The organism is Arthrobacter sp. J156, from assembly GCF_056172865.1.
On sequence record NZ_CM149650.1, the window covers coordinates 2,230,967 to 2,250,458 of the forward strand.

The following is a 19,492-nucleotide window of genomic DNA, read 5'->3' on the forward strand; positions in this document are numbered from 1 at the left end:
CTACTTGGCGACGGCGGCCTTCAGCTTGGAGCCGGCGGTCAGCTTCACGGAGTGGCCGGCCGGGATCTGGATGGTCTCGCCGGTCTGCGGGTTGCGGCCCGTGCGGGCGGCGCGGTCGGTGCGCTCGACGGCGAGCCAGCCCGGGATCGAAACCTTCTCGCCCTTCGAGACCTGCTCGACGAACGTCTCGAAGACGGCATCCAGCACGCCGTTCACGGCGACCTGGGAGTTGCCGGTCTTCTCGGCGACGGCTGCAACAAGCTCGCTACGGTTCAAAGCCAATGTCATTCCTCCTGGACTGATTCGCACCCGGCCTGACGCCCGGGCTGCCCCGCGGTTACGGGGACTTCTGAGAAGGAAACTACCAGCCGTGGGGCCGGGACACGCCCAGTTTTGGCCCTTTGGCCCAAGTTTTTTCAGGTTTTCCGCGGATTTTCGGGGTTTTCCGGGGTGTGGGCGCCTCTTCAGGGCCCGCGCGGGCTGGTCAGCACTCAAGTCGTCGCATGCTTTGAGAATGATTCTTATTTAGATTAGTGTCTCGAACCATGACTTCACTCACGCATCCACCCGCCCACCGTCCCCTGCTCGCGGCCGCCGTCCTGGCCGGCGCCCTGGCCCTGTCATCGTGCGGCGGGCCGACGACGTCCGGCGCCGCCCCGGCGTCGTCCTCCCCCGCCGGAACGCACCACGACGACCACGACCACGAGGACGCGCACGAAACCCATGAATCCGGCCGCGCCAACCCGCGCCTCGCCGTGACCTACGAGGGCGGCCTCCTGGTCCTCGACGCCAACAGCGGCGAGGTCCTCGCCGACGAACCACTCGAGGGCTTCAATCGGGTCAACCCCGCCGGCGACGGCCGACACGTCCTCGTCAGCACCTCCGCAGGCTTCCGCGCGCTCGATACGGGCGCCTGGTCCGAGCCCCACGGCGACCACGACCACCACTACACCTCCGCGCCGCGGCTCACGGAGCACGTCTTCCCGGCCACGACGCCCGGGCACGTCGTCCTGCACGCGGACAAGACCGTGCTGTTCGACGACGGCACCGGTGAGGTGGCCGTGTTCGACCCGCACGGCCTCGCGGACGGCTTCCCGGACGCGGACCGCTTCCAGACGCCCGTGGCGCACCACGGCGTCGCGGTCCAGCTCGGGGACGGGGCGCTCCTGACCACGCACGGGCCGGCCGGGGAGCGCAACGGCATCACGGCATACGGCCCGGCGGGCTCCGACGGCACGCGCCCCGAGCTGGCCGTGAACACCGACTGCCCCGGCATCCACGGCGAGGCGGTCGCCGCCGATGAAGCCGTCGTGTTCGGCTGCGAGGACGGCCTGCTGGTCTACCGGAACGGGAAGATCGCCAAGGTCGCGGCGCCCGACGCCTACGGGCGGATCGGCAACCAGGCCGGCAGCGAGGCCTCGACCGTGGTCCTCGGCGACTACAAGAGCGACCCCGACGCGGAGCTGGAACGCCCGACCCGGGTCAGCCTGACCGACACGGAGAGCGGGGAGCTCAGCCTCGTGGAGACGGGCGCCGCGTACTCCTTCCGCTCCCTGGCCCGCGGCCCCGAGGGCGAGGCGCTCGTGCTCGGCGCCGACGGGGCCCTGCGGGTGATCGACCCGGACACGGCCGAGGTCGTCGACGAGATCCCCGTGACCGACGCGTGGGAGGAACCGCTCGAATGGCAGCAGCCGCGGCCCGGCATCTTCGTCCAGGGCACCACGGCCTACGTGACGGAGCCGGCCACCCGGACGCTGCACCTCGTGGACCTCGTGGGCCGCTCGGTGCTCAAGGGCGTCGAGCTGCCGCAGGTGCCGAACGAGATCACGGGCATCCCCGGCTGACCCCGGCCCCGTCCTCGCCTACCCTTGAACCACCACGTCGGACACGGGAGGCGGCATGAGGGAACACGACGACGATGCCCTGGTCCGCGCGGCGCGCTACCGTGACGCGCAGGACCCGGCGGCGGAGTTCACGGACGAGGCCCTGCGGGTCGACGTCGGCCGCGACGGGGCGGAGCAGGACATCCGTCCCGTCATCCGCCCGTCCGACGAGGTCTACGAGGTGGCCAACACCGCCATCGAGCAGGCCATGGCCCGCGGCGACTTCGACGAGCTGAAGTACGCGGGCCGGCCCATCCCCGGCCTCGGCGGGACCCACGACCCCGACTGGTGGCTCAAGGGCCTCATCGAGCGGGAAGGCATCAGCGGCCTCGGGCCGCCCGCGATCGCCTTGCGCCGCGAGGACGCCGACATGGAGGCCACCCTCGACGCGCTCTTCACCGAACGCGCCGTCCGGGAGGCCGTCGAGGACTTCAACGGCCGGATCATCGAGACCCGGCGCCAGCTCCTCGGCGGACCGCCCGTCACGACGCCGACGCGCGACGTCGACGCCGAGCTCGACGCCTGGAGGCGGCGCCGCGCCGAACGCGCCGCGGCCTCCGAGGCCGCCGAGGCCGCGGCGCGGGCCGCCGCCGAGGAGGAGAAGACGGCGAGACGCGGACGGTGGCGCCGCTGGCTCCGGGGCCAGGGCTAAGACAGCCAGTGCCTTAACAGGGAAAGGCCCCTCCCGAAGGAGGGGCCTTTCCGCGACCAGTGGGCTGTTGGGCCTACCAGGAGGACTTGGTGATGCCCGGCAGCTCGCCCTTGTGGGCCATGTCGCGGAAGCGGACACGGGAGATGCCGAACTTCTGGAACGTGCCGCGCGGGCGGCCGTCGATGGCGTCGCGGTTGCGGACGCGCACCGGCGAGGCGTTGCGGGGCAGCTTCTGCAGGCCCAGGCGGGCCTCTTCGCGGGCCTCCTCGGTGGCGTTCGGGTCGACGAGGGTCTTCTTCAGCTCGGCGCGCTTCGCGGCGTAGCGCTCGACAACGACCTTGCGCTGCTCGTTGCGGGCGATCTTGGACTTCTTAGCCATGTGTTTAGCGCTCCTCTCGGAATTCGACGTGCTTGCGGATGACCGGGTCGTACTTCTTCAGGACCATGCGGTCCGGATCGTTACGACGGTTCTTCCGCGTCACGTAGGTGAAGCCCGTTCCGGCGGTGGACTTGAGCTTGATGATGGGACGTACGTCCTTGTCCTTGGCCATGTTAGAGCTTCACTCCCTTCGCGAGCAGGTCGGCGACGACTGCGTCGATGCCGCGCACGTCGATGGTCTTGATGCCCTTCACCGACAGCGTCAGCGTGACGTTGCGGCGCAGGGACGGAACCCAGTAGCGCTTCTTCTGGATGTTCGGGTCGAACCGGCGCTTCGTGCGGCGGTGCGAGTGGGAGATGCTGTGCCCGAAGTTCGGGACGGCACCGGTCACCTGGCAAACAGCTGCCATGATCACTCCTCGGTAGTAGTAAATATCGGCGGTACTCCCTCACAGATACAGCGGGGTACTGCTGCCTCTGGATCTGCGTTGAAGGTCCCGCCACCAGTTGTGACACCGTTTTTACTGCGACGTTCGAAGGTAACCAGGCTGGGTGAGAACCAACCGAAGCGCCTTACTTGCGCGAAACTTACGGTGAATTCAGCGTCCCGGTTGAGCATTTTTCCCTACTCGGTCGGGTCGCGTTATTCGGTTCACGGGCAACCGCGCCCCTTTCAGGGCACGACTTAACGCCTTACCATCCTAGACCGGGCGGCGGTGGAGCGCAAAACGGGCGGTGATCCTAGCAGTCCGCCGTCTGATCGAGGAAGATCCAGTGCGCCGGGTTGATCCGGCCGACGATCTTGCGGCCGATCCGGGCGAGGTCCTGAACGTCGTCGGGCTCGAGCGCGTCGAAGACGATGCTGCGCACGGACTCCACGTGCTGCGGGGCCAGCGCCACGAGCATCTCCCAACCGGCGTCGTTGAGCCGGGCCATCGTGACGCGGGCGTCCGTGGGGCTCTGCGAGCGCTCGACCCAACCGCGGCCCTGCAGCTTCTTCACGACATGGCTCAAGCGGGACAGGGAGGAATTGGTGACCGAGGCGAGCTCGCTCATCGGCAGCATGCGCCCCTCGGATTCGGAGAGCATCGCGAGCACGTTGTAGTCGAAGAGGGTGATCTGCGCCTGCTTCTGCAGTTCGCTGTCCAGCCGGCTCGGGAGCTGCATCGATACGGCGTTCAGGGCGAGCCACGCCTCGCGTTCCTGGCTCGTGAGCCAGCGGGGTTCCGTCATGGAAACCATCTTGGCACAGCCCGGCGGCTAGCGGGCCGCCTGCGCCTTGGCCCTGCGGTAGGAGACGAGTTGCGCGACGAGCACGACGGCGAGCGCGAGCAGGAACATCGACGAGCCGATGACGTTGGCCTGCGCCGGGATGCCCCGCGTCGCGGCGACGTAGATGAATTTCGGGAAGGTATCGAAGTTGCCGGAGTTGAAGTTGGTGATGATGAAGTCGTCGAAGCTCATCGCGAAGGACAGCAGCGCGGCCGCGACGATGCCGGGCAGCAGGAGCGGGAAGGTGACCTTCCAGAACACGGACTGCGGCGAGGCGTAGAGGTCCGCCGCGGCCTCCTCGAGCTTCGGATCGAGGGAGGCCACACGCGCCCGGACGGTCACGACGACGAACGCCATGCAGAACACGGTGTGGGCGATGACGACCGTCCAGAAGCCGAGGTTCCAGCCCAGGTTCAGGAACTGCGCCAGGAGCGAGGCACCGAGGACGACTTCCGGCGTCGCGAGCGGCAGGATGATCAGCAGGTCCGCGGCCTTGCGGAAGCGGAAGCTGTAGCGGACCAGTCCGAGCGCGATGCACGTGCCCAGGACGGTCGCGATGAGCGTCGCCGTGAGGCCGATCCGCAGCGAGTTCCCCAGTGCGTCGCAGACCTGCGGGGCCCCGCAGGGATTCGCCCAGTTCGCCCACGTGAAGCCGCGCCAGTTCAGGTTCGTGCGTCCGGCGTCGTTGAAGGAGAACGCGAAGATGTACGCGATGGGGACCAGGAGGTAGACGAAGGCGAGTCCTCCGAAGACCGGGATGATCCAGCGCCCGAACCGTTGCCGCATCGCCGCCCCCCCTAGAACAGTTCCCGGGTGCCGAAGCGCCGGATGTAGATCATGACCAGGATCAGGATCGCGACCATGAGGATGAAGCTCAGCGCCGAGGCCCCCGGGTAGTCCACGACCCGGAAGAAGCGCGAGTCGATCACCTGCCCGATCATCGTGGTGTCGCGGTTGTTGCCGAGCAGGGACGCATTGACGAAGTCGCCGGAGGCGGGGATGAACGTCAGGAGGGTGCCGGCGAAGACGCCGGGCGCCGAGAGCGGCAGCGTCACCTTGCGGAACGTCGTGAACGGGGTCGCGTACAGGTCCCCCGAGGCCTCGAGCAGGCGGGTATCCAGGCTCGCGAGGCTCGCGTAGATCGGCAGCGTCATAAAGGGCAGGAAGTTGTAGGTCAGGCCGCAGACGACGGCGAACGCGGTCGCGGTCAGGCGGCCGTCCGGCGGCAGGATCGCCACGGCCCGGAGCACTTCCACGACGGGGCCCTCGTCGGCGAGGATCTGCTTCCAGGCCTGCGTGCGCAGGATGAAGCTGGAGAAGAACGGCGCGATCAGCAGCACCAGCAGGATGCCCGCGAGCAGCTTGCGGTGGCGCAGCCGCACGGCCACGAGGTAGGCCATCGGGTAGCCGATCAGCAAGGCGGCAACGGTGGCGATGAACGCGAACCAGAAGGAGCGCAGGAGCGCCTCCCAGTAGGCGGAGAGGACGACGGCGTAGTTGCGGAACTCGAGCGCGGGGACGAACTCCCCGACCTCGGCCCCCGGCGGCTTCGCGTAGAGCGACATGGCCAGCAGCACCACGACGGGCGCCGCGAAGAACAGCAGGAGGAAGATGAATCCCGGCAGCACGAGGTACAGCCCCGTGCGGCCCCGCCGCTTGGCAGCCGCGAGCTCCTCGGGGCTCGCCACCGCCGTCGTGCTCATACCGCGTCCACCCCCTCCGCCGCGTCCTCGTCCCCGGCCAGGCCGAAGGTGTACTCCGGGTCCCACACGAGCCGGACCTTGTCGCCCGGCGCGGCGGGCTTCTGCCCGAGGTTCTGGGAGAACGTCCCGACGAGGCCCACGCCGGGCGCGTCGACGAGGTACTCGGTGCTGATGCCCGTGAAGGAGGCGTCGACGACGTCGCCGAGCAGCTGGTTCACGCCGTCGGGGACGGGATCGGAGGCCTCGAGGATGCGCATCTTCTCCGGCCGCACCCCGGCGACGACGCGGCCCGAATGCGTCGTGGCCCGGTCCTTCGGGACCAGGACGCGCACTCCGGCCACGTCGACGCCGATCATGCCCCCCAGGTCTTCCTGGACACTGCCCTGCATCAGGTTGGACTTCCCGAGGAAGTTCGCGACGAAGGCCGTCTTCGGCAGCTCGTAGAGCTCGCGCGGCGGCCCGAGCTGCTCGACGCGTCCCTTGTTCATCACCGCGACCGTGTCGGCCATGGTCATGGCCTCCTCCTGGTCGTGGGTGACGTGGATGAACGTCAGCCCGACGTCCGTCTGGATCGCCTTGAGCTCGACCTGCATCTGGCGGCGCAGCTTCATGTCGAGGGCGCCGAGCGGCTCGTCGAGCAGGAGCACGGCCGGCCGGTTCACGAGGGCCCGGGCGAGCGCGACGCGCTGCTGCTGCCCTCCCGAGAGCTGGAACGGACGCCGGGCGCCGAGGTGGCCGAGCTCCACCATGTCCAGGGCCGCCTTGGCCTTCTCCTGCGTGCCGGAGACGCGGCGGCGGCGCAGCCCGAACGCGACGTTGTCCAGGACGCTCATGTGCGGGAAGAGCGCGTAGGACTGGAAGACGGTGTTGACCTGGCGCTGATGCGGGGCGAGGCGCGTGACGTCCTCGCCGCCGATGGAGATGGTGCCAGACGTCGGCTGTTCGAGGCCGGCGATCATCCGCAGCGTCGTCGTCTTGCCGCAGCCGGAGGGACCGAGCAGCGCGAAGAACGATCCGGCCGGGATCGTCAGGGAGACGTCGTCGACCGCCGTGAAGTCGGTGAAGCGCTTGACCACCGAGTCCAGGACCAGGTCCCGGCCCGACGTCGCCGTCCCCCGGGGGCGCTCCGAGGCCTCCTGCGCCATGGCCTAGACCCCGATGGCGGACTGGAAGCGGGAGCCGAAGTCGGATTCCTCCTCCGGGGAGAGGGAGCGGAAGACGTGGGCCTGGGCGAGGTCCTCCTCGGTGGGGAAGATCAGCGGGTTGTCCACGAGCTCCGGGTCGATCTGCTCCATGGCCTCGCGCGCGCCCTCGACGGGCGAGATGAAGTTGACGTAGGCGGCCACGATCGCGGCGATCTCGGGCTCGTAGTAGAAATCCATGAGCTTCTCCGCGTTGGTCTTGCGCGGCGAGGCGATGGGGACGAGCATGTTGTCGCTCCAGAGCGTGCAGCCTGCCTCGGGGATCGCGAACTCCCAGCGGTCGTCGTTCTCGAAGTTCAGCTGCGTGATGTCGCCGGACCAGCCGATCACGGCGAGCGCGTCACCGGAGACGAGATCCTCCTTGTAGGAGTTGCCGCGGACCTGCCGGATCTGGCCCGAGGCGATCTGCTCCTCGAGGACCTCCAGGCCGGCGTCGAACTCGTCGCCGCCCCAGTCGCCGGAGATGTCCACGCCGTTGTCCAGCATGATCAGGCCCATCGTGTCGCGCATCTCGTCGAGGACCTCGACGCGGCCGCGCAGCTCGGGCTTCCAGAGGTCGGACACGGTGCGCAGCCCGCCCGGGACGGCCTCCTTGTTCCAGGCGATGCCGGCGTAGCCGGACTGCCAGGTCAGGGACCTGTTGCGTCCCGGATCGAAGTCGACCTCGCGCAGGGCCGGCAGGAGGTTGGAGATGTTCGGGATGTTCGCGTGGTCGAGCTCCTGCACGTAGCCCTGGCGGATCACGCGGGCCGCCATCCAGTCCGTGAGCGTGATGATGTCCTGCCCGATGTCCTGCCCAGCCGAGAGCTGGCTCTGCACCTTGCCGTAGTAGGTGTCGTTGCCGTCGATGTCCTCCGAGTAGTTGACCCGGATGCCGGTCTCCTCGAAGAAGGTCTCGAGGCTCGGGTAGGTGCGGGTCGAGTCGTCGTAGTCGAGGTAGAGCGTCCAGTTCGCCCAGTTCACCGTCGGGTCGTCGGCGGAGATGTCCGCGACGGCGGACGGGGCGGCGGAGGTCTGCTGCGTGCCTCCGCGGGTTCCGCACGCGGCGAGCGCGCCGGCCAGCCCGAGTCCGCCGGCCCCATAGAGGAACCTCCGGCGGGTCAGCTGCGCGCGGATCAGGGACCGGACGGCGGGGTCGTTGAGGAGTTCGTGCCGGGGTCGTCTCGTCATGCTTGGATGATGGCAGCCGTCCGCGGCCGAGTCCATAGGCCGCGTTGTAAATTTTTGATTTCAGCACGAATTCCGTTGCGGACTGCTCCCTTTCGCAACCGATTCTTTGGGGATACCCTCATGCTGAGACGGGTCGACCGCCCCGTCCGCCGGCGAGCTCCAGGAGGTCCAGGCCAGTGGCCCCATCATCCGCCACCCCCAACGGGAACGGCTTCGCCATGGACGCGACGTCCAAGGCGATCATCGAGCAGCTGCAGGAGGACGGCCGGCGTTCCTACCCGGCCATCGGGCGCGCCGTGGGCCTGAGCGAGGCCGCGGTGCGCCAGCGCGTGCAGAAGCTCATCGACGCGAAGGTCATGCAGGTCGTGGCCGTGACCGACCCCCTGCAGCTCGGCTTCACGCGCCAGGCGATGATCGGCATCAAGTCCGACGGCGACATGGTCGCCACCGCGGACCGCGTCGCGGAACTGGCCGCCGTCGACTACTGCCTCGTCGTCGCCGGCTCCGTGGACATCCTCGCGGAGGTCGTCTGCGAGGACGACGACGACCTCCTGTCCACCATCAACGAGATCCGCGGCATCGACGGCGTCCGCGAGACCGAGACCTTCCTCTACCTCTCCCTCCGCAAGCAGGAATACGACTGGGGCACACGATGAACACCCTTCCCGGCACCACCCCCCGCGGCACCGACCGCCAGCAGGCTGCCCGCGACCACCTCTGGATGCACATGGCGCGGCACGCGCCGCTCGTGAACGGGGGCACGGTCCCCGTGATCACGCGCGGCGAGGGCCACATGATCTACGACGACCACGGCAAGGGCTACATCGACGGGCTCTCCGGCCTGTTCGTGGTCCAGGCGGGCCACGGCCGCGCCGAGCTGGCCGAGACGGCCGCGCGGCAGGCCGAGAAGCTCGCGTTCATGCCGCTGTGGTCCTACGGCCACGAGCCCGCGATCGACCTCGCCGAGCGGCTCGCCTCCTACACGCCCGGCGACCTGAACCGCGTCTTCTTCACGACGGGCGGCGGCGAGGCCGTCGAGTCCGCGTGGAAGCTCGCGAAGCAGTTCTTCAAGCTCACGGGCAAGCCGGGCAAGACGAAGGTCATCTCGCGTGCCGTGGCCTACCACGGCACGCCGCAGGGTGCCCTCTCGATCACCTCGATCCCCGGCATGAAGACGCCGTTCGAGCCGCTCGTGCCGGGCAGCTTCCGGGTGCCGAACACCAACTTCTACCGGGCTCCCGAGCAGTTCGGGGACAACGAGAAGGACTTCGGCCTGTGGGCGGCGGACCGGATCGCCGAGGCGATCGAGTTCGAGGGCCCCGACTCCGTCGCGGCCGTCTTCCTCGAGCCCGTGCAGAACTCGGGCGGCTGCTTTCCGCCGCCTCCCGGCTACTTCCAGCGCGTGCGGGAGATCTGCGACGAATACGACGTCCTGCTCGTCTCGGACGAGGTCATCTGCGCATTCGGCCGGATCGGCTCGATGTTCGCGTGCCAGGACTTCGGCTACACGCCCGACATCATCACGTGCGCCAAGGGCATGACGAGCGGCTACTCACCCATCGGGGCGATGATCGCCTCCGACCGCCTGTTCGAGCCGTTCACGCACGGCGACACGACGTTCTACCACGGCTACACCTTCGGCGGGCACCCCGTCTCGGCGGCCGTGGCCATGGCGAACCTGGACCTCTTCGAGCGGGAAGGGCTGAACCAGAACGTCAAGGACAACGCCCCGGCCTTCCGCGCGACGCTCGAGAGGCTCCTGGACCTGCCGATCGTCGGCGACGTGCGCGGCGAGGGCTACTTCTACGGGATCGAGCTCGTCAAGGACAAGGCCACCAAGGAGACCTTCACGGACGAGGAGTCGGAGCACCTGCTCCGCGGATTCCTCTCCACGGCCCTCTTCGAGGCCGGGTTGTACTGCCGGGCGGACGACCGCGGCGACCCCGTGGTGCAGCTCGCGCCACCGCTGACGATCGGCCAGGCGGAGTTCGACGAGATCGAGTCCATCCTGCGCTCCGTCCTCGTGGAGGGCCTGAACCACCTCTGAACCGCCCCTACCGCGGCCCGGGGGCCCGGGCTACGCTGGGCGGACAGCCCCGGGAGGCCGGCTGGTCCCCGGGGACCGGCCGGACAAGGGGGTCCACCATGAGCACGACGCCGCAGGGCGCCACCATCGACGAACGTCAGGCCCGCGCCGTGGCCGAGGCCGCGCGGGAGTCGGGCTGGTCACGTCCCAGCTTCGCCAAGGGCCTGTTCCTGGGCTCCTTCGACTTCTCGCTCGTCCACCCCCACCCCGCGCCGCCGCCCGGGGACGCCGCGCGGGGAGCCGCCTTCCTTCTGAGGCTGAGGTCCGCGCTCGAGGAGTTCGACGCCGGGCTCATCGAACGCGAGGCGCGCGTCCCCGACGCCTACATCGACACCCTGCGGGGACTCGGCGTGTTCGGGATGAAGGTCCCTCCCGAGTACGGCGGGCTCGGGCTCACGCTCGCCGACTACGGCCGCGCGCTCATGCTCATCGGCTCGATCAGCCCCGCGATGGGGGCGCTGGTCTCGGCCCACCAGTCCATCGGCGTCCCGGAGCCCGTGAAGATGTTCGGCACCGAGGAGCAGAAGCGCGCGTTCCTGCCGCGCTGCGCCGCGGGGGCCGTCACCGCGTTCCTGCTGACGGAGAACGACGTCGGATCCGACCCCGCGCGGCTCGGCACCACCGCGGCGCCGACCCCGGACGGGGACGCGTACGTGCTCGACGGGGCGAAGCTCTGGACCACCAACGGGACGGTCGCCGAGCTCGTCGTCGTCATGGCCCGCGTCGACCCCTACCGCGCCGCGGACGGCACGGAGCGCCGCGGCGGGATCACGGCGTTCGTCGTCGAGGCGGACAGCCCCGGCATCACGGTCGAGAACCGCAACGCGTTCATGGGGTTGCGCGGCATCGAGAACGGCGTGACGCGCTTCCGCGGCGTCCGGGTCCCGGCCGCGAACCGGCTCGGCGCGGAGGGGCAGGGGCTCAAGATCGCCCTGAGCACCCTGAACACCGGCCGGCTCTCGATCCCGGCCCTGTGCGCGGGCGCCGGGAAGTGGAGCCTGAAGATCGCCCGCGAGTGGTCGGGCGAACGCGTGCAGTGGGGCCGTCCGGTGGGCCGGCACGAGGCGGTGGGCCGCCAGCTCGCCGACCTCGCCGCGACGACGTTCGCCCTCGAGTCCGTGTTCGAGCTCTCGGCCGCGCTCGCCGACGCGGGCATGAAGGACGTGAGGATCGAGGCGGCCATCGCCAAGCTCTATTCCTCGGAGGCCGCGTGCCGGCTCGCCGACGAGCTCGTCCAGATCCGCGGCGGCCGCGGCTACGAGACCGCCGACTCGCAGCGGGCCCGCGGCGAGCGCGCCGTTCCCGCAGAGCAGCTGCTGCGCGACCTGCGGATCAACCGGATCTTCGAGGGATCCACGGAGATCATGCACTTGCTGATCGCCCGGGAGGCCGTCGACGCGCACCTCAAGGTCGCGGGCAAGCTCGCCGAGGCGGACGCGGCCCTCGGCGAGAAGGCGCGCGCCGCCGCCGGGGCCTCGCGGTTCTACGCCCGGTGGCTCCCGGGCCTCGCGGCGGGACCGGGGCTCGTGCCGACGTCGTACCGGGAGCACGGCCGGCTCGCGCGGCACGTGCGCTTCGCCGAGCGCGCCTCGCGCCGGCTCGCCCGCCACACCTTTGCCGGGATGGCCCGCTGGCAGGCCGGCCTCGAGGGGCGGCAGGCCTTCCTGGGCCGCATCGTGGACATCGGCGCGGAACTGTTCGCGATGTCGGCGTGCGTGAGCCGCGCCGCGCTGATCGCCCGCTCCGATCCGGCCCGCGCCCGCGCCGCCGCCGAGCTCGCCGACGCCGCCTGCCGGCAGGCCCGGCACCGCGTCGGGGAACTGTTCCGCGCCCTCTGGTCCAACACGGACGACGCCGACCGCCGGCTCGCGCGGAAGGTCCTCGCCGGGGACTACGCCTGGCTCGAGGACGGCGTGATCGACCCCTCCGAGGGCACCGGACCGTGGATCGCGCCCTGGTCCGGGGACGACGACGAGCGCCCCGACGTGCGCCGGCCCTACGGCGGGGGCTGAGCATGGGGATGCCCACGGCGTTCGACCGCGCCGAGGCCCGGATCCCGGCAGCCGCCGTCGACGCCGCGCTCGCCGGTGCCGCGACGCGCCCCTACTGGCTGGACTCCCCCGCGCGCCCGGCCGCGAGCGCACCGCTGTCCGGCCGGCACACCGCGGACCTCGCCGTTCTCGGCGCCGGCTACACGGGGCTCTGGACCGCCCTGCTGGCGAAGCGCGCCGACCCCGCCCGGCGCGTCGTGGTGCTCGAGGGCGGGCGGATCGGATGGGCGGCGTCGGGACGCAACGGGGGCTTCTGCGAGGACAGCCTCACGCACGGCGACGCGAACGGCCAGCGCCACCTGCCCCGGGAGAACGGGCGGCTGATCGAGCTCGGGCGGGAGAACCTCGCCGCGCTCCTCGCGGACCTGGACCGCCACGGGATCGACGCCGACGTGGCCCGCTCGGGATCGATCACGGCCGCGACCGAGGAGCACCAGGTGGCGTGGCTGCGCGAGGAGGCGGACGGGGGCGCGGGGTCCGGCCCCCTGTTCCTGGACCGCGCCGCGATGCTGGAGCGCATCGGTTCCCCGCTCCTGCTCGCCGGGCTGCGCGAGGAGGGCCGGACCGTGCTCGTCCACCCCGCGAAGCTCGCCTGGGGACTCGCCCGGTCGTGCGCCGAGGCCGGGGTCGAGATCATCGAGCAGTCCCCCGTGAGGTCCCTCGAGCGCGGCGGGCGCGGCCCCGGCGTCGTCCTGCGCACCGACGCCGGACGCGTCGCCGCGGACCAGGTGGCGCTCGCCGGCAACGCGTTCCCGCCGCTCCTGCGCCGGCTCCGCCTCCACACCGTGCCGGTCTACGACTACGTGCTCATGACGGAACCGCTCGACGCGGCGCAGTGGTCCTCGATCGGCTGGGACGGCGGGGAGGGCCTGGCCGACGCGGGGAACCGCTTCCACTACCTGCGGCCCGTGCGCGATGCGGACGGAGGGCGCCGGATCCTCATCGGCGGCTACGACGCGATCTACCGCTACGGGCGCTCGCTCGACCCCGCGCACCTGCAGCATCCGGCCTCGTTCCGCCGCCTCGCGGCCCACTTCCTGGCGTTCTTCCCGCAGCTCGAGGGCGTGCGGTTCAGCCACCAGTGGGGCGGGGCGATCGACACGTGCAGCCGCTTCTTCCCGTTCTTCGAGACGGCCCACGGCGGGCGAACGGCCTACGCCGCCGGGTTCACGGGCCTCGGCGTCGGGGCGAGCCGCTTCGCCGCCCGCGTCATGCTCGACCTGCTCGGGGGCGCCCCGACCGAGCTGACCGGGCTCGAACTGGTCCGCCGCAAGCCGCTGCCGTTCCCGCCCGAACCCGGCGCCTGGCTCGGCGTCCAGGCGATGACGGCGGCCCTGGTCGCCTCCGACCGCAACGGCGGCCGGAGGGGACCGTTCCTGCAGGCGATGGACGCGATCGGGATGGGCTTCGATTCCTAGGAATCCCCGGCCGCCGCCGGGTCAGCCGGCGTGGCCGTTGGGCCATCGCAGCAGGGCCGCGATACCGGCCCCGTTCGGCAGCACGCCCGGCGGGACGTAGCGGATCGCGGCGTCCGTCAGGGCGGCGGCCCGCAGGAGGACCTCCGGGGCCGGCCACTCGCCGATCACGCCCGCGCCGGGCGTGCCGGAGGCGTCCGTCGCGAGCCACGGCTCCGCGTCGAGGGCGAGCAGCGTGTGCTCGTCCTGGAACTCCGAGACCAGCACGGTGTCCGCCTGGGCCTGCTGCAGGGCGGAGACCACCTCCTCGAAGCCGAACACCGCCGCCGGGTGCTCGCCCGAGGCCCGGTTGCCGATCTTCTCCGTGAGCGCCTCGAGGTCCAGGGCCTGCACCTCGGCGACCTTCGCCTCGACGGCCTGCGCGGCGTGCGACTGGTCCGTCCCGCCGGCACGCGTGTTCTGGCCGATCTCGACGGCGAGGGCGCGCGTGGCCTCCGCGAGCTGGCCCAGGACGAGCTCCCGGGCCTTCACGTCGCCGGCGAGGACCACAAGCCGGGCACTGCTGCCGCGGACCACCTCGTCGATGTGCCCGGCGATCTCGTCCGCGTTGCGGCGCCAGATCTCCTCCGTCTGGGAGCGGTTCTGCGGCTCGGCGTAGCGGCCCGGGACCCGGCGCGCGTGGTGCGCCTCCTCGGGATCGCCCTCCACGCTGCGGCTCTCCGCGACGCCCGGCAGCGCCGAGTGCCGGAGCGTGACCTCGCCTCCGTCGCGCCCGACCTCGGCCAGGACGTAGGGGAACTGTCCGCCGCGGGCCCGGGCGAGGGGAACGAGGTTCGGGAACGGCCCGCACTCCACGTGCGGGGCACCCGCCTGGACGCCGGGGACGAGCTCGTCCAGCACCACTTCGCCGCCCGTCACGGCCACGAACCGCGCGACGGGTGCGGGGCGCCCCTCGGCCGGCACGAGCACTGCGCGGATGGCCTCGATGTCCCCGGGAGCGGCCTGCTGGCTCTGCAGCAGGCGGGCCACCGTATCGGGGAGCGTGTCGGCGGCCTCCTGCGCCGCGGTGGTTCCCAACGACGCGTCGACGAAGGCCGTGCACCACGGGCCTTCCTTCCTGTACAGGGTGGCGTCGATTCCAGTGGAACCTGCCCGGTGTGCCATGGGGAAACTCCTTCCCACGCGGCGTCGGCGCCGCGTGCTGCTCGGTCCGTCCGCCCACCGTAGCACCGCCCGCACGCCGCCGGTAGGGGCTTGACCGGGCTCCCCGCGGTGTGCCGAAACCGCTGGTCAGGCGGCGGTTGGAATCAGCACTCGACGACGTTCACGGCGAGTCCGCCGAGCGCGGTTTCCTTGTACTTGTGGCTCATGTCCTTGCCCGTCTCCCGCATGGTCACGATCACCTCGTCCAGGCTCACGCGGTGTTCGCCGTCCCCCATGAGCGCCATCTTGGCGGCGTTGATGGCCTTGGAGGCGGCGATCGCGTTGCGTTCGATGCACGGGATCTGCACGAGTCCGCCGATCGGATCGCACGTCAGGCCCAGGTTGTGCTCCATGGCGATCTCGGCGGCGTTCTCCACCTGGGCCGGGGAGCCGCCGAGGATCTCGGCGAGGCCGGCGGCGGCCATGGACGACGCCGAGCCGACCTCGCCCTGGCAGCCGACCTCGGCCCCGGAGATCGACGCCTGCTCCTTGTAGAGCACGCCGACCGCGGCCGACGCCAGCAGGAAGCGGACGACGACGTCCTCCTTGTCCGCCTGCGTGGCCCAGCCGATCCCGGGCGAGTAGTGCGTCGCGTAGAACATCACGGCCGGGATGATGCCGGCGGCGCCGTTCGTCGGGGCCGTGACGACGCGGCCGCCCGAGGCGTTCTCCTCGTTCACGGCCAGCGCCACGAGATTGACCCATTCCTGCCAGTACTTCGGGTCGCGGTCCTTGTCCTCCTTGGACAGGCGTTCGTGCCAGTCGGGGGCGCGGCGGCGGACCTTGAGCCCTCCGGGCAGGAGGCCCTCCCGTGCCAGGGCGCTGTTCTTCGACTCCTCCATGACGGACCAGATGTGCAGGAGCCCTTCCCGGACCTCCTCGCGGGAGCGGGTCGCGCACTCGTTGGCCATCATGACCTCGCTGATGCCCATGCCCGTGTCGCGGCAGTGCCCCAGGAGCTGGGCCGCCGTGCGGAAGGGGTAGGGCACGGCCGCGAGGTCCTGCTCGATCTCCTCGACGACGGCGTCCTCCTCGCCCTCGCGGACGATGAACCCGCCGCCGATCGAGAAGTAGGTCTCGTCGGCCAGGGCGGCCCCGTCGGCCCCCAGGGCCTGGAAGCGCATCCCGTTGGTGTGTCGGGGCAGGACGGTGAGCGGGTGCTGGACCATGTCCGGCACCCCGTAGGCGAGGTCCTTGCGCGCCCCGAGCTCGGCGGCGAGGCGCAGGACGCCGCTCGCCTCCTGGTCCGCGATCCGCTGGTCGACCTGCTCGGGGAGGATCAGCTCGGGCTGGAAGCCCTCGAGGCCGAGCATGACCGCGGTGAACGTGCCGTGGCCGCGCCCCGTGGCGGCGAGCGAGCCGTAGAGGTCGATCCGCAGGCCCTCGGTGGGCGCGACGAGGCCCCGTTCGGCGAGCCCCTCGACGAAGCGGAAGGCGGCGCGCATGGGCCCCACGGTGTGGGACGACGACGGTCCGATGCCGACGCTGAAGAGGTCGAAGACGCTGATGGCCATGGGTGGGGATTCCTTTGCGTGGATGCACTACGGGCCCGGAACCGGTCCGGTCCCGGGCCCGTGGTGCACGGTCCGGGGCTCAGCCGAGGTTCGGCAGGTCCGGGTAGAGGGGGTGGGCGGTGGCGAGGGCCTCGACGCGTTCCTTCAGGCCGGCCAGGGTCTCCGGATCGGCACCGTTTTCGTCGGTCCCGGCGATCAGGGCCTCGGCGATCACGTCCGCGACCTCGGCGAACGCTGCCTCGGAGAAGCCACGTGTGGCCAGGGCCGGGGTCCCGATCCGCAGCCCCGAGGTCACCATCGGCGGGCGCGGATCGAACGGGACCGCGTTGCGGTTCACCGTGATCTCCACGGACGCGAGCAGATCCTCCGCCTGCTGCCCGTCGAGCACCGAATCCCGCAGGTCCACCAGCACCAGGTGCACGTCCGTGCCCCCGGTCAAGACGCTGATCCCCCGCGAGGCCACGTCCGGGCGGGTGAGGCGTTCGGCCAGGATCCGCGCCCCGGCCAGGGTCCGCGCCTGGCGCTCGGCGAACTCCTCGCCCGCGGCGATCTTGAACGCGACCGCCTTGCCCGCGATCACGTGCTCCAACGGCCCGCCCTGCTGCCCCGGGAACACCGCGGAGTTGACCTTCTTGGCGATCTCCGGATCGTTGGAGAGGATGATTCCGCCGCGCGGGCCCGCCAGCGTCTTGTGCGTCGTGGAGGTCACCACGTGCGCGTGCGGGACCGGGGAGGGATGCAGCCCCGCCGCGACCAGGCCCGCGAAATGCGCCATGTCCACCATCAGGTACGCCCCGACCGCATCCGCGATCGCCCGGAAGCGGGCGAAGTCCAGCTGCCGCGGATACGCCGACCAACCGGCCACGATCAGCTTCGGCCGGTGCTCCAACGCCAGGGCCTCGACCTCGTCCATGTCCACCTCGTAGCTGGACTCGTCCACCCCGTACGGGACGATCGTGTACAAGCGGCCGGAGAAGTTGATCTTCATCCCGTGCGTCAAGTGCCCGCCATGGGCCAGATTCAACCCCAGCACCGTGTCGCCGGGACGGATCAGCGCGTGCATCACCGACGCGTTGGCCTGGGCCCCCGAATGAGGCTGCACGTTCGCGAAACCCGCCCCGAAGAGCGCCTTGACCCGCTCGATCGCCAGCGACTCGATCACGTCCACGTGCTCGCACCCACCGTAGTACCGGCGCCCCGGGTACCCTTCGGCATACTTGTTCGTCAACACCGAACCCTGCGCCGCCATCACCGCCTGCGCCGTGTGGTTCTCCGAAGCGATCATCTCCAGACCGCCCCGCTGCCGCGACAGCTCCGCGTCGATCCCCGCAGCGACCTCCGGATCCAACGCGGCCAACGACGCCGTCAACGACCCCGCGACCACCGGCTCATACGTGGTGGTGCTCACTCGACGTCTCCGCCGTTGGCGGAGGCGTAGTCCTGCGCCGAGAGCAGCGGGCCCTCCTCGGAGACCTCGACGGTGAAAAGCCAGCCGGCGCCGTAGGGGTCCTCGTTGAGCAGGGCCGGGTTGTCGATGGCCTCCTGGTTGACCTCGACGATCGTCCCCGTCACGGGGGCGTAGAGGTCGGAGACGGACTTGGTGGACTCGACCTCGCCGCAGGACTCGCCGGCGGTGATGGAGGCGCCGACCTCGGGCAGGTCGACGTAGACGACGTCGCCCAGGGCGTCGGCGGCGATCTGGGAGATGCCGACCTTGGCCGGGGTGGATCCGTCGATCCATTCGTGCTCGGCGGAGTAGCGGAGGGTGGAGAGGACCTTGCTCATGGTGGTGTTCCTTTCGGGAAGGCGGTGCCTGGTGGGTGCTACTTCTGGCGCTGGTAGAAGGGCAGGGTGACGACCTCGAAGGGCTCCGCCTTGCCGCGCAGGTCGACGTCGAGGCGGGTGCCGGTCTCGGCCAGGGCGGCGTCGACGTAGGCGAGGGCCACCGGGTAGCCGAGCGTGGGGCTGGGCTGTCCGGAGGTGACCTCGCCGACCGTCTTGCCGTCCTTCATCACAGGGTAGTGCGAACGCCCGGCGCGGCGGCCGAGGCCCTTGAGGCCGACGAGGACGCGGCGCGGCCCGGCGGCCTTCGCGGCCTCGAGGGCCGCGCGTCCCACGAAGTCGTCCTCCTTCTTGAAGGAGACCACCGGGCCCAGGCCCGCCTCGAACGGCGTCGTGTCCAGGCCGAGCTCGTTGCCGTAGAGCGGCATGCCGGCCTCGAGGCGCAGCGAGTCGCGGCAGGCCAGGCCCGCCGGGATCAGGCCGGCGTCCGCGCCCGCGGCGAGCAGGGCCCGCCACAGCCCGGCGGCCCGCGCGTTGGGAACGTAGAGCTCGAAGCCGTCCTCGCCGGTGTATCCCGTGCGGGCCAGGAGCACGTCGATGCCGGCCACGGCGACCTCGTCGGCGGCGTAGTACTTCATGCCCGTGACGATCCCGGCCGATGCGGCGGGGACGAGTCCGAGCAGGATCGCCTCGGCCGCCGGGCCCTGCACGGCGACGAGCGAGGTCTCGGCGGAGGCGTCGACGACCTCGACGTCGAAGCCGGCGGCCCGCTCGGCCAGCGCCGCGGCGACGGTGGCCGCGTTGCCGGCGTTGGGGACCACGAGGAAGCGGTCCTCGGCCCGGCGGTAGGTGATCAGGTCGTCAATGATCCCGCCGTCGGCGTTGCAGATCAGCGAGTACTTGGCCTTGCCCACGGCCATCACGGCGAGGTTGCCGACGAGGGCGTGGTTCAGGAACGCGGCGGCCTGCGGGCCCTGCACCCAGACCTCGCCCATGTGGGAGAGGTCGAAGAGGCCGGCCGCGCTGCGCACGGCCTTGTGCTCGGCGAGCTCGGAGCCGTACTTGAGCGGCATGTCCCAGCCGCCGAAGTCGGTGAAGGACGCGCCGAGGGCGGCGTGCTCGTCGTGGAGCGCCGTGCGGCGCGAGGTGGTGGTCTGTTCGGTCATGGCGGGTGCCTTTC

Annotated in this window: 20 protein-coding genes; 6 read left to right on the plus strand and 14 right to left on the minus strand. The window is 70.9% G+C overall.

Features of this window, described 5'->3' with window-relative positions; all coding sequences use genetic code 11:
* On the minus strand, positions 1-282 hold the full coding sequence (locus tag AC0QR5_RS10180) for an HU family DNA-binding protein (protein ID WP_329863725.1): 282 nt from the start codon (positions 280-282) through the stop codon (positions 1-3).
* A 263-nt stretch (positions 283-545) separates the two neighbouring features.
* Here AC0QR5_RS10180 and aztD point away from each other — a divergent pair, with 263 nt between their 5' ends.
* Together aztD and AC0QR5_RS10190 are read left to right on the plus strand one after the other, a co-directional pair.
* Positions 546-1,844, plus strand: coding sequence for a zinc metallochaperone AztD (gene aztD, locus AC0QR5_RS10185; protein WP_329863727.1), 1,299 nt, complete (start codon positions 546-548; stop codon positions 1,842-1,844).
* A gap of 55 nt (positions 1,845-1,899) precedes the next feature.
* A complete protein-coding gene (locus AC0QR5_RS10190; RefSeq protein ID WP_329863729.1) occupies positions 1,900-2,535 on the plus strand; it encodes a DnaJ family domain-containing protein in 636 nt (211 codons plus the stop codon).
* A gap of 73 nt (positions 2,536-2,608) precedes the next feature.
* Here AC0QR5_RS10190 and rpsN read toward each other — a convergent pair whose 3' ends face one another.
* From rpsN to AC0QR5_RS10230, 8 genes are all read right to left on the minus strand, one after another.
* Entirely contained in the window at positions 2,609-2,914 is a 306-nt protein-coding gene (gene rpsN, locus AC0QR5_RS10195; protein WP_329863730.1) for a 30S ribosomal protein S14, read from the minus strand.
* A gap of 4 nt (positions 2,915-2,918) precedes the next feature.
* On the minus strand, positions 2,919-3,086 hold the full coding sequence (gene rpmG / locus AC0QR5_RS10200; RefSeq protein ID WP_149955989.1) for a 50S ribosomal protein L33: 168 nt from the start codon (positions 3,084-3,086) through the stop codon (positions 2,919-2,921).
* A gap of 1 nt (position 3,087) precedes the next feature.
* Complete coding sequence (gene rpmB / locus AC0QR5_RS10205) at positions 3,088-3,324, minus strand: 50S ribosomal protein L28 (RefSeq protein WP_329863734.1); 237 nt, start codon at positions 3,322-3,324, stop codon at positions 3,088-3,090.
* Positions 3,325-3,655: 331 nt separating this feature from the next.
* Positions 3,656-4,147 carry a MarR family winged helix-turn-helix transcriptional regulator gene (locus AC0QR5_RS10210; RefSeq protein ID WP_329863736.1) on the minus strand — a complete coding sequence of 164 codons (492 nt, stop codon included), beginning with the start codon at positions 4,145-4,147 and terminating at the stop codon, positions 3,656-3,658.
* A 27-nt stretch (positions 4,148-4,174) separates the two neighbouring features.
* Positions 4,175-4,972 (minus strand): ABC transporter permease, encoded by a 798-nt coding sequence (locus AC0QR5_RS10215; protein WP_329863737.1) that lies wholly within the window; start codon positions 4,970-4,972, stop codon positions 4,175-4,177.
* An 11-nt stretch (positions 4,973-4,983) separates the two neighbouring features.
* On the minus strand, positions 4,984-5,889 hold the full coding sequence (locus tag AC0QR5_RS10220) for an ABC transporter permease (RefSeq protein ID WP_329863738.1): 906 nt from the start codon (positions 5,887-5,889) through the stop codon (positions 4,984-4,986).
* Positions 5,886-7,034: an ABC transporter ATP-binding protein gene (locus AC0QR5_RS10225; RefSeq protein ID WP_329863740.1), complete on the minus strand. Its 1,149-nt coding sequence runs from the start codon at positions 7,032-7,034 to the stop codon at positions 5,886-5,888. Before AC0QR5_RS10225 ends, AC0QR5_RS10220 begins: the two co-directional genes overlap by 4 nt.
* Positions 7,035-7,037: 3 nt before the next feature.
* Positions 7,038-8,261, minus strand: a complete 1,224-nt coding sequence (locus tag AC0QR5_RS10230) for an ABC transporter substrate-binding protein (RefSeq protein ID WP_329863742.1) — start codon at positions 8,259-8,261, stop codon at positions 7,038-7,040.
* A gap of 218 nt (positions 8,262-8,479) precedes the next feature.
* On the opposite strand from AC0QR5_RS10230, the gene AC0QR5_RS10235 reads away from it, so the two are divergent.
* The 4 genes from AC0QR5_RS10235 (at position 8,480) to AC0QR5_RS10250 (ending at position 13,816) form a co-directional block, all read left to right on the plus strand.
* Positions 8,480-8,917: an Lrp/AsnC family transcriptional regulator gene (locus AC0QR5_RS10235; protein WP_329863755.1), complete on the plus strand. Its 438-nt coding sequence runs from the start codon at positions 8,480-8,482 to the stop codon at positions 8,915-8,917.
* Positions 8,914-10,308 carry an aspartate aminotransferase family protein gene (locus AC0QR5_RS10240; protein WP_329863744.1) on the plus strand — a complete coding sequence of 465 codons (1,395 nt, stop codon included), beginning with the start codon at positions 8,914-8,916 and terminating at the stop codon, positions 10,306-10,308. The genes AC0QR5_RS10235 and AC0QR5_RS10240 overlap by 4 nt, the downstream gene beginning before the upstream one ends.
* A 98-nt stretch (positions 10,309-10,406) precedes the next feature.
* Positions 10,407-12,359 carry an acyl-CoA dehydrogenase family protein gene (locus tag AC0QR5_RS10245; protein ID WP_329863746.1) on the plus strand — a complete coding sequence of 651 codons (1,953 nt, stop codon included), beginning with the start codon at positions 10,407-10,409 and terminating at the stop codon, positions 12,357-12,359.
* 2 nt (positions 12,360-12,361) lie between these two features.
* Positions 12,362-13,816, plus strand: a complete 1,455-nt coding sequence (locus AC0QR5_RS10250) for an NAD(P)/FAD-dependent oxidoreductase (RefSeq protein ID WP_329863748.1) — start codon at positions 12,362-12,364, stop codon at positions 13,814-13,816.
* Between the two features lie 21 nt (positions 13,817-13,837).
* Here AC0QR5_RS10250 and AC0QR5_RS10255 read toward each other — a convergent pair whose 3' ends face one another.
* From AC0QR5_RS10255 to gcvT, 5 genes are all read right to left on the minus strand, one after another.
* Positions 13,838-14,977: a baeRF2 domain-containing protein gene (locus AC0QR5_RS10255; RefSeq protein WP_329863750.1), complete on the minus strand. Its 1,140-nt coding sequence runs from the start codon at positions 14,975-14,977 to the stop codon at positions 13,838-13,840.
* 143 nt (positions 14,978-15,120) lie between these two features.
* Positions 15,121-16,530 carry an L-serine ammonia-lyase gene (locus tag AC0QR5_RS10260; protein ID WP_329863752.1) on the minus strand — a complete coding sequence of 470 codons (1,410 nt, stop codon included), beginning with the start codon at positions 16,528-16,530 and terminating at the stop codon, positions 15,121-15,123.
* A gap of 79 nt (positions 16,531-16,609) precedes the next feature.
* The gene (glyA, locus tag AC0QR5_RS10265; RefSeq protein WP_475372466.1) at positions 16,610-17,938 is read right to left on the minus strand and encodes a serine hydroxymethyltransferase; all 1,329 of its coding nucleotides are present in this window, start codon (positions 17,936-17,938) and stop codon (positions 16,610-16,612) included.
* Positions 17,935-18,315: a glycine cleavage system protein GcvH gene (gene gcvH / locus AC0QR5_RS10270; protein WP_329864067.1), complete on the minus strand. Its 381-nt coding sequence runs from the start codon at positions 18,313-18,315 to the stop codon at positions 17,935-17,937. The genes glyA and gcvH overlap by 4 nt, the downstream gene beginning before the upstream one ends.
* Before the next feature lie 38 nt (positions 18,316-18,353).
* Complete coding sequence (gene gcvT, locus AC0QR5_RS10275; RefSeq protein ID WP_329864068.1) at positions 18,354-19,478, minus strand: glycine cleavage system aminomethyltransferase GcvT; 1,125 nt, start codon at positions 19,476-19,478, stop codon at positions 18,354-18,356.
* Positions 19,479-19,492 lie beyond the last annotated feature (14 nt).

Excerpts from the sequence above, each read along its gene's own strand:
- AC0QR5_RS10250 (WP_329863748.1), top strand. The coding sequence starts at position 12,362 with ATGGGGATGCCCACGGCGTTCGACCGCGCCGAGGCCCGGATCCCGGCA.
- AC0QR5_RS10240 (WP_329863744.1), top strand. The coding sequence starts at position 8,914 with ATGAACACCCTTCCCGGCACCACCCCCCGCGGCACCGACCGCCAGCAG.
- AC0QR5_RS10255 (WP_329863750.1), bottom strand. The coding sequence starts at position 14,977 with ATGGCACACCGGGCAGGTTCCACTGGAATCGACGCCACCCTGTACAGG.
- gcvT (WP_329864068.1), bottom strand. The coding sequence starts at position 19,478 with ATGACCGAACAGACCACCACCTCGCGCCGCACGGCGCTCCACGACGAG.
- AC0QR5_RS10215 (WP_329863737.1), bottom strand. The coding sequence starts at position 4,972 with ATGCGGCAACGGTTCGGGCGCTGGATCATCCCGGTCTTCGGAGGACTC.
- AC0QR5_RS10235 (WP_329863755.1), top strand. The coding sequence starts at position 8,480 with ATGGACGCGACGTCCAAGGCGATCATCGAGCAGCTGCAGGAGGACGGC.
- rpsN (WP_329863730.1), bottom strand. The coding sequence starts at position 2,914 with ATGGCTAAGAAGTCCAAGATCGCCCGCAACGAGCAGCGCAAGGTCGTT.
- AC0QR5_RS10230 (WP_329863742.1), bottom strand. The coding sequence starts at position 8,261 with ATGACGAGACGACCCCGGCACGAACTCCTCAACGACCCCGCCGTCCGG.
- rpmB (WP_329863734.1), bottom strand. The coding sequence starts at position 3,324 with ATGGCAGCTGTTTGCCAGGTGACCGGTGCCGTCCCGAACTTCGGGCAC.
- gcvH (WP_329864067.1), bottom strand. The coding sequence starts at position 18,315 with ATGAGCAAGGTCCTCTCCACCCTCCGCTACTCCGCCGAGCACGAATGG.
- AC0QR5_RS10245 (WP_329863746.1), top strand. The coding sequence starts at position 10,407 with ATGAGCACGACGCCGCAGGGCGCCACCATCGACGAACGTCAGGCCCGC.
- aztD (WP_329863727.1), top strand. The coding sequence starts at position 546 with ATGACTTCACTCACGCATCCACCCGCCCACCGTCCCCTGCTCGCGGCC.
- AC0QR5_RS10220 (WP_329863738.1), bottom strand. The coding sequence starts at position 5,889 with ATGAGCACGACGGCGGTGGCGAGCCCCGAGGAGCTCGCGGCTGCCAAG.
- AC0QR5_RS10210 (WP_329863736.1), bottom strand. The coding sequence starts at position 4,147 with ATGACGGAACCCCGCTGGCTCACGAGCCAGGAACGCGAGGCGTGGCTC.
- rpmG (WP_149955989.1), bottom strand. The coding sequence starts at position 3,086 with ATGGCCAAGGACAAGGACGTACGTCCCATCATCAAGCTCAAGTCCACC.
- AC0QR5_RS10190 (WP_329863729.1), top strand. The coding sequence starts at position 1,900 with ATGAGGGAACACGACGACGATGCCCTGGTCCGCGCGGCGCGCTACCGT.
- AC0QR5_RS10260 (WP_329863752.1), bottom strand. The coding sequence starts at position 16,530 with ATGGCCATCAGCGTCTTCGACCTCTTCAGCGTCGGCATCGGACCGTCG.
- AC0QR5_RS10225 (WP_329863740.1), bottom strand. The coding sequence starts at position 7,034 with ATGGCGCAGGAGGCCTCGGAGCGCCCCCGGGGGACGGCGACGTCGGGC.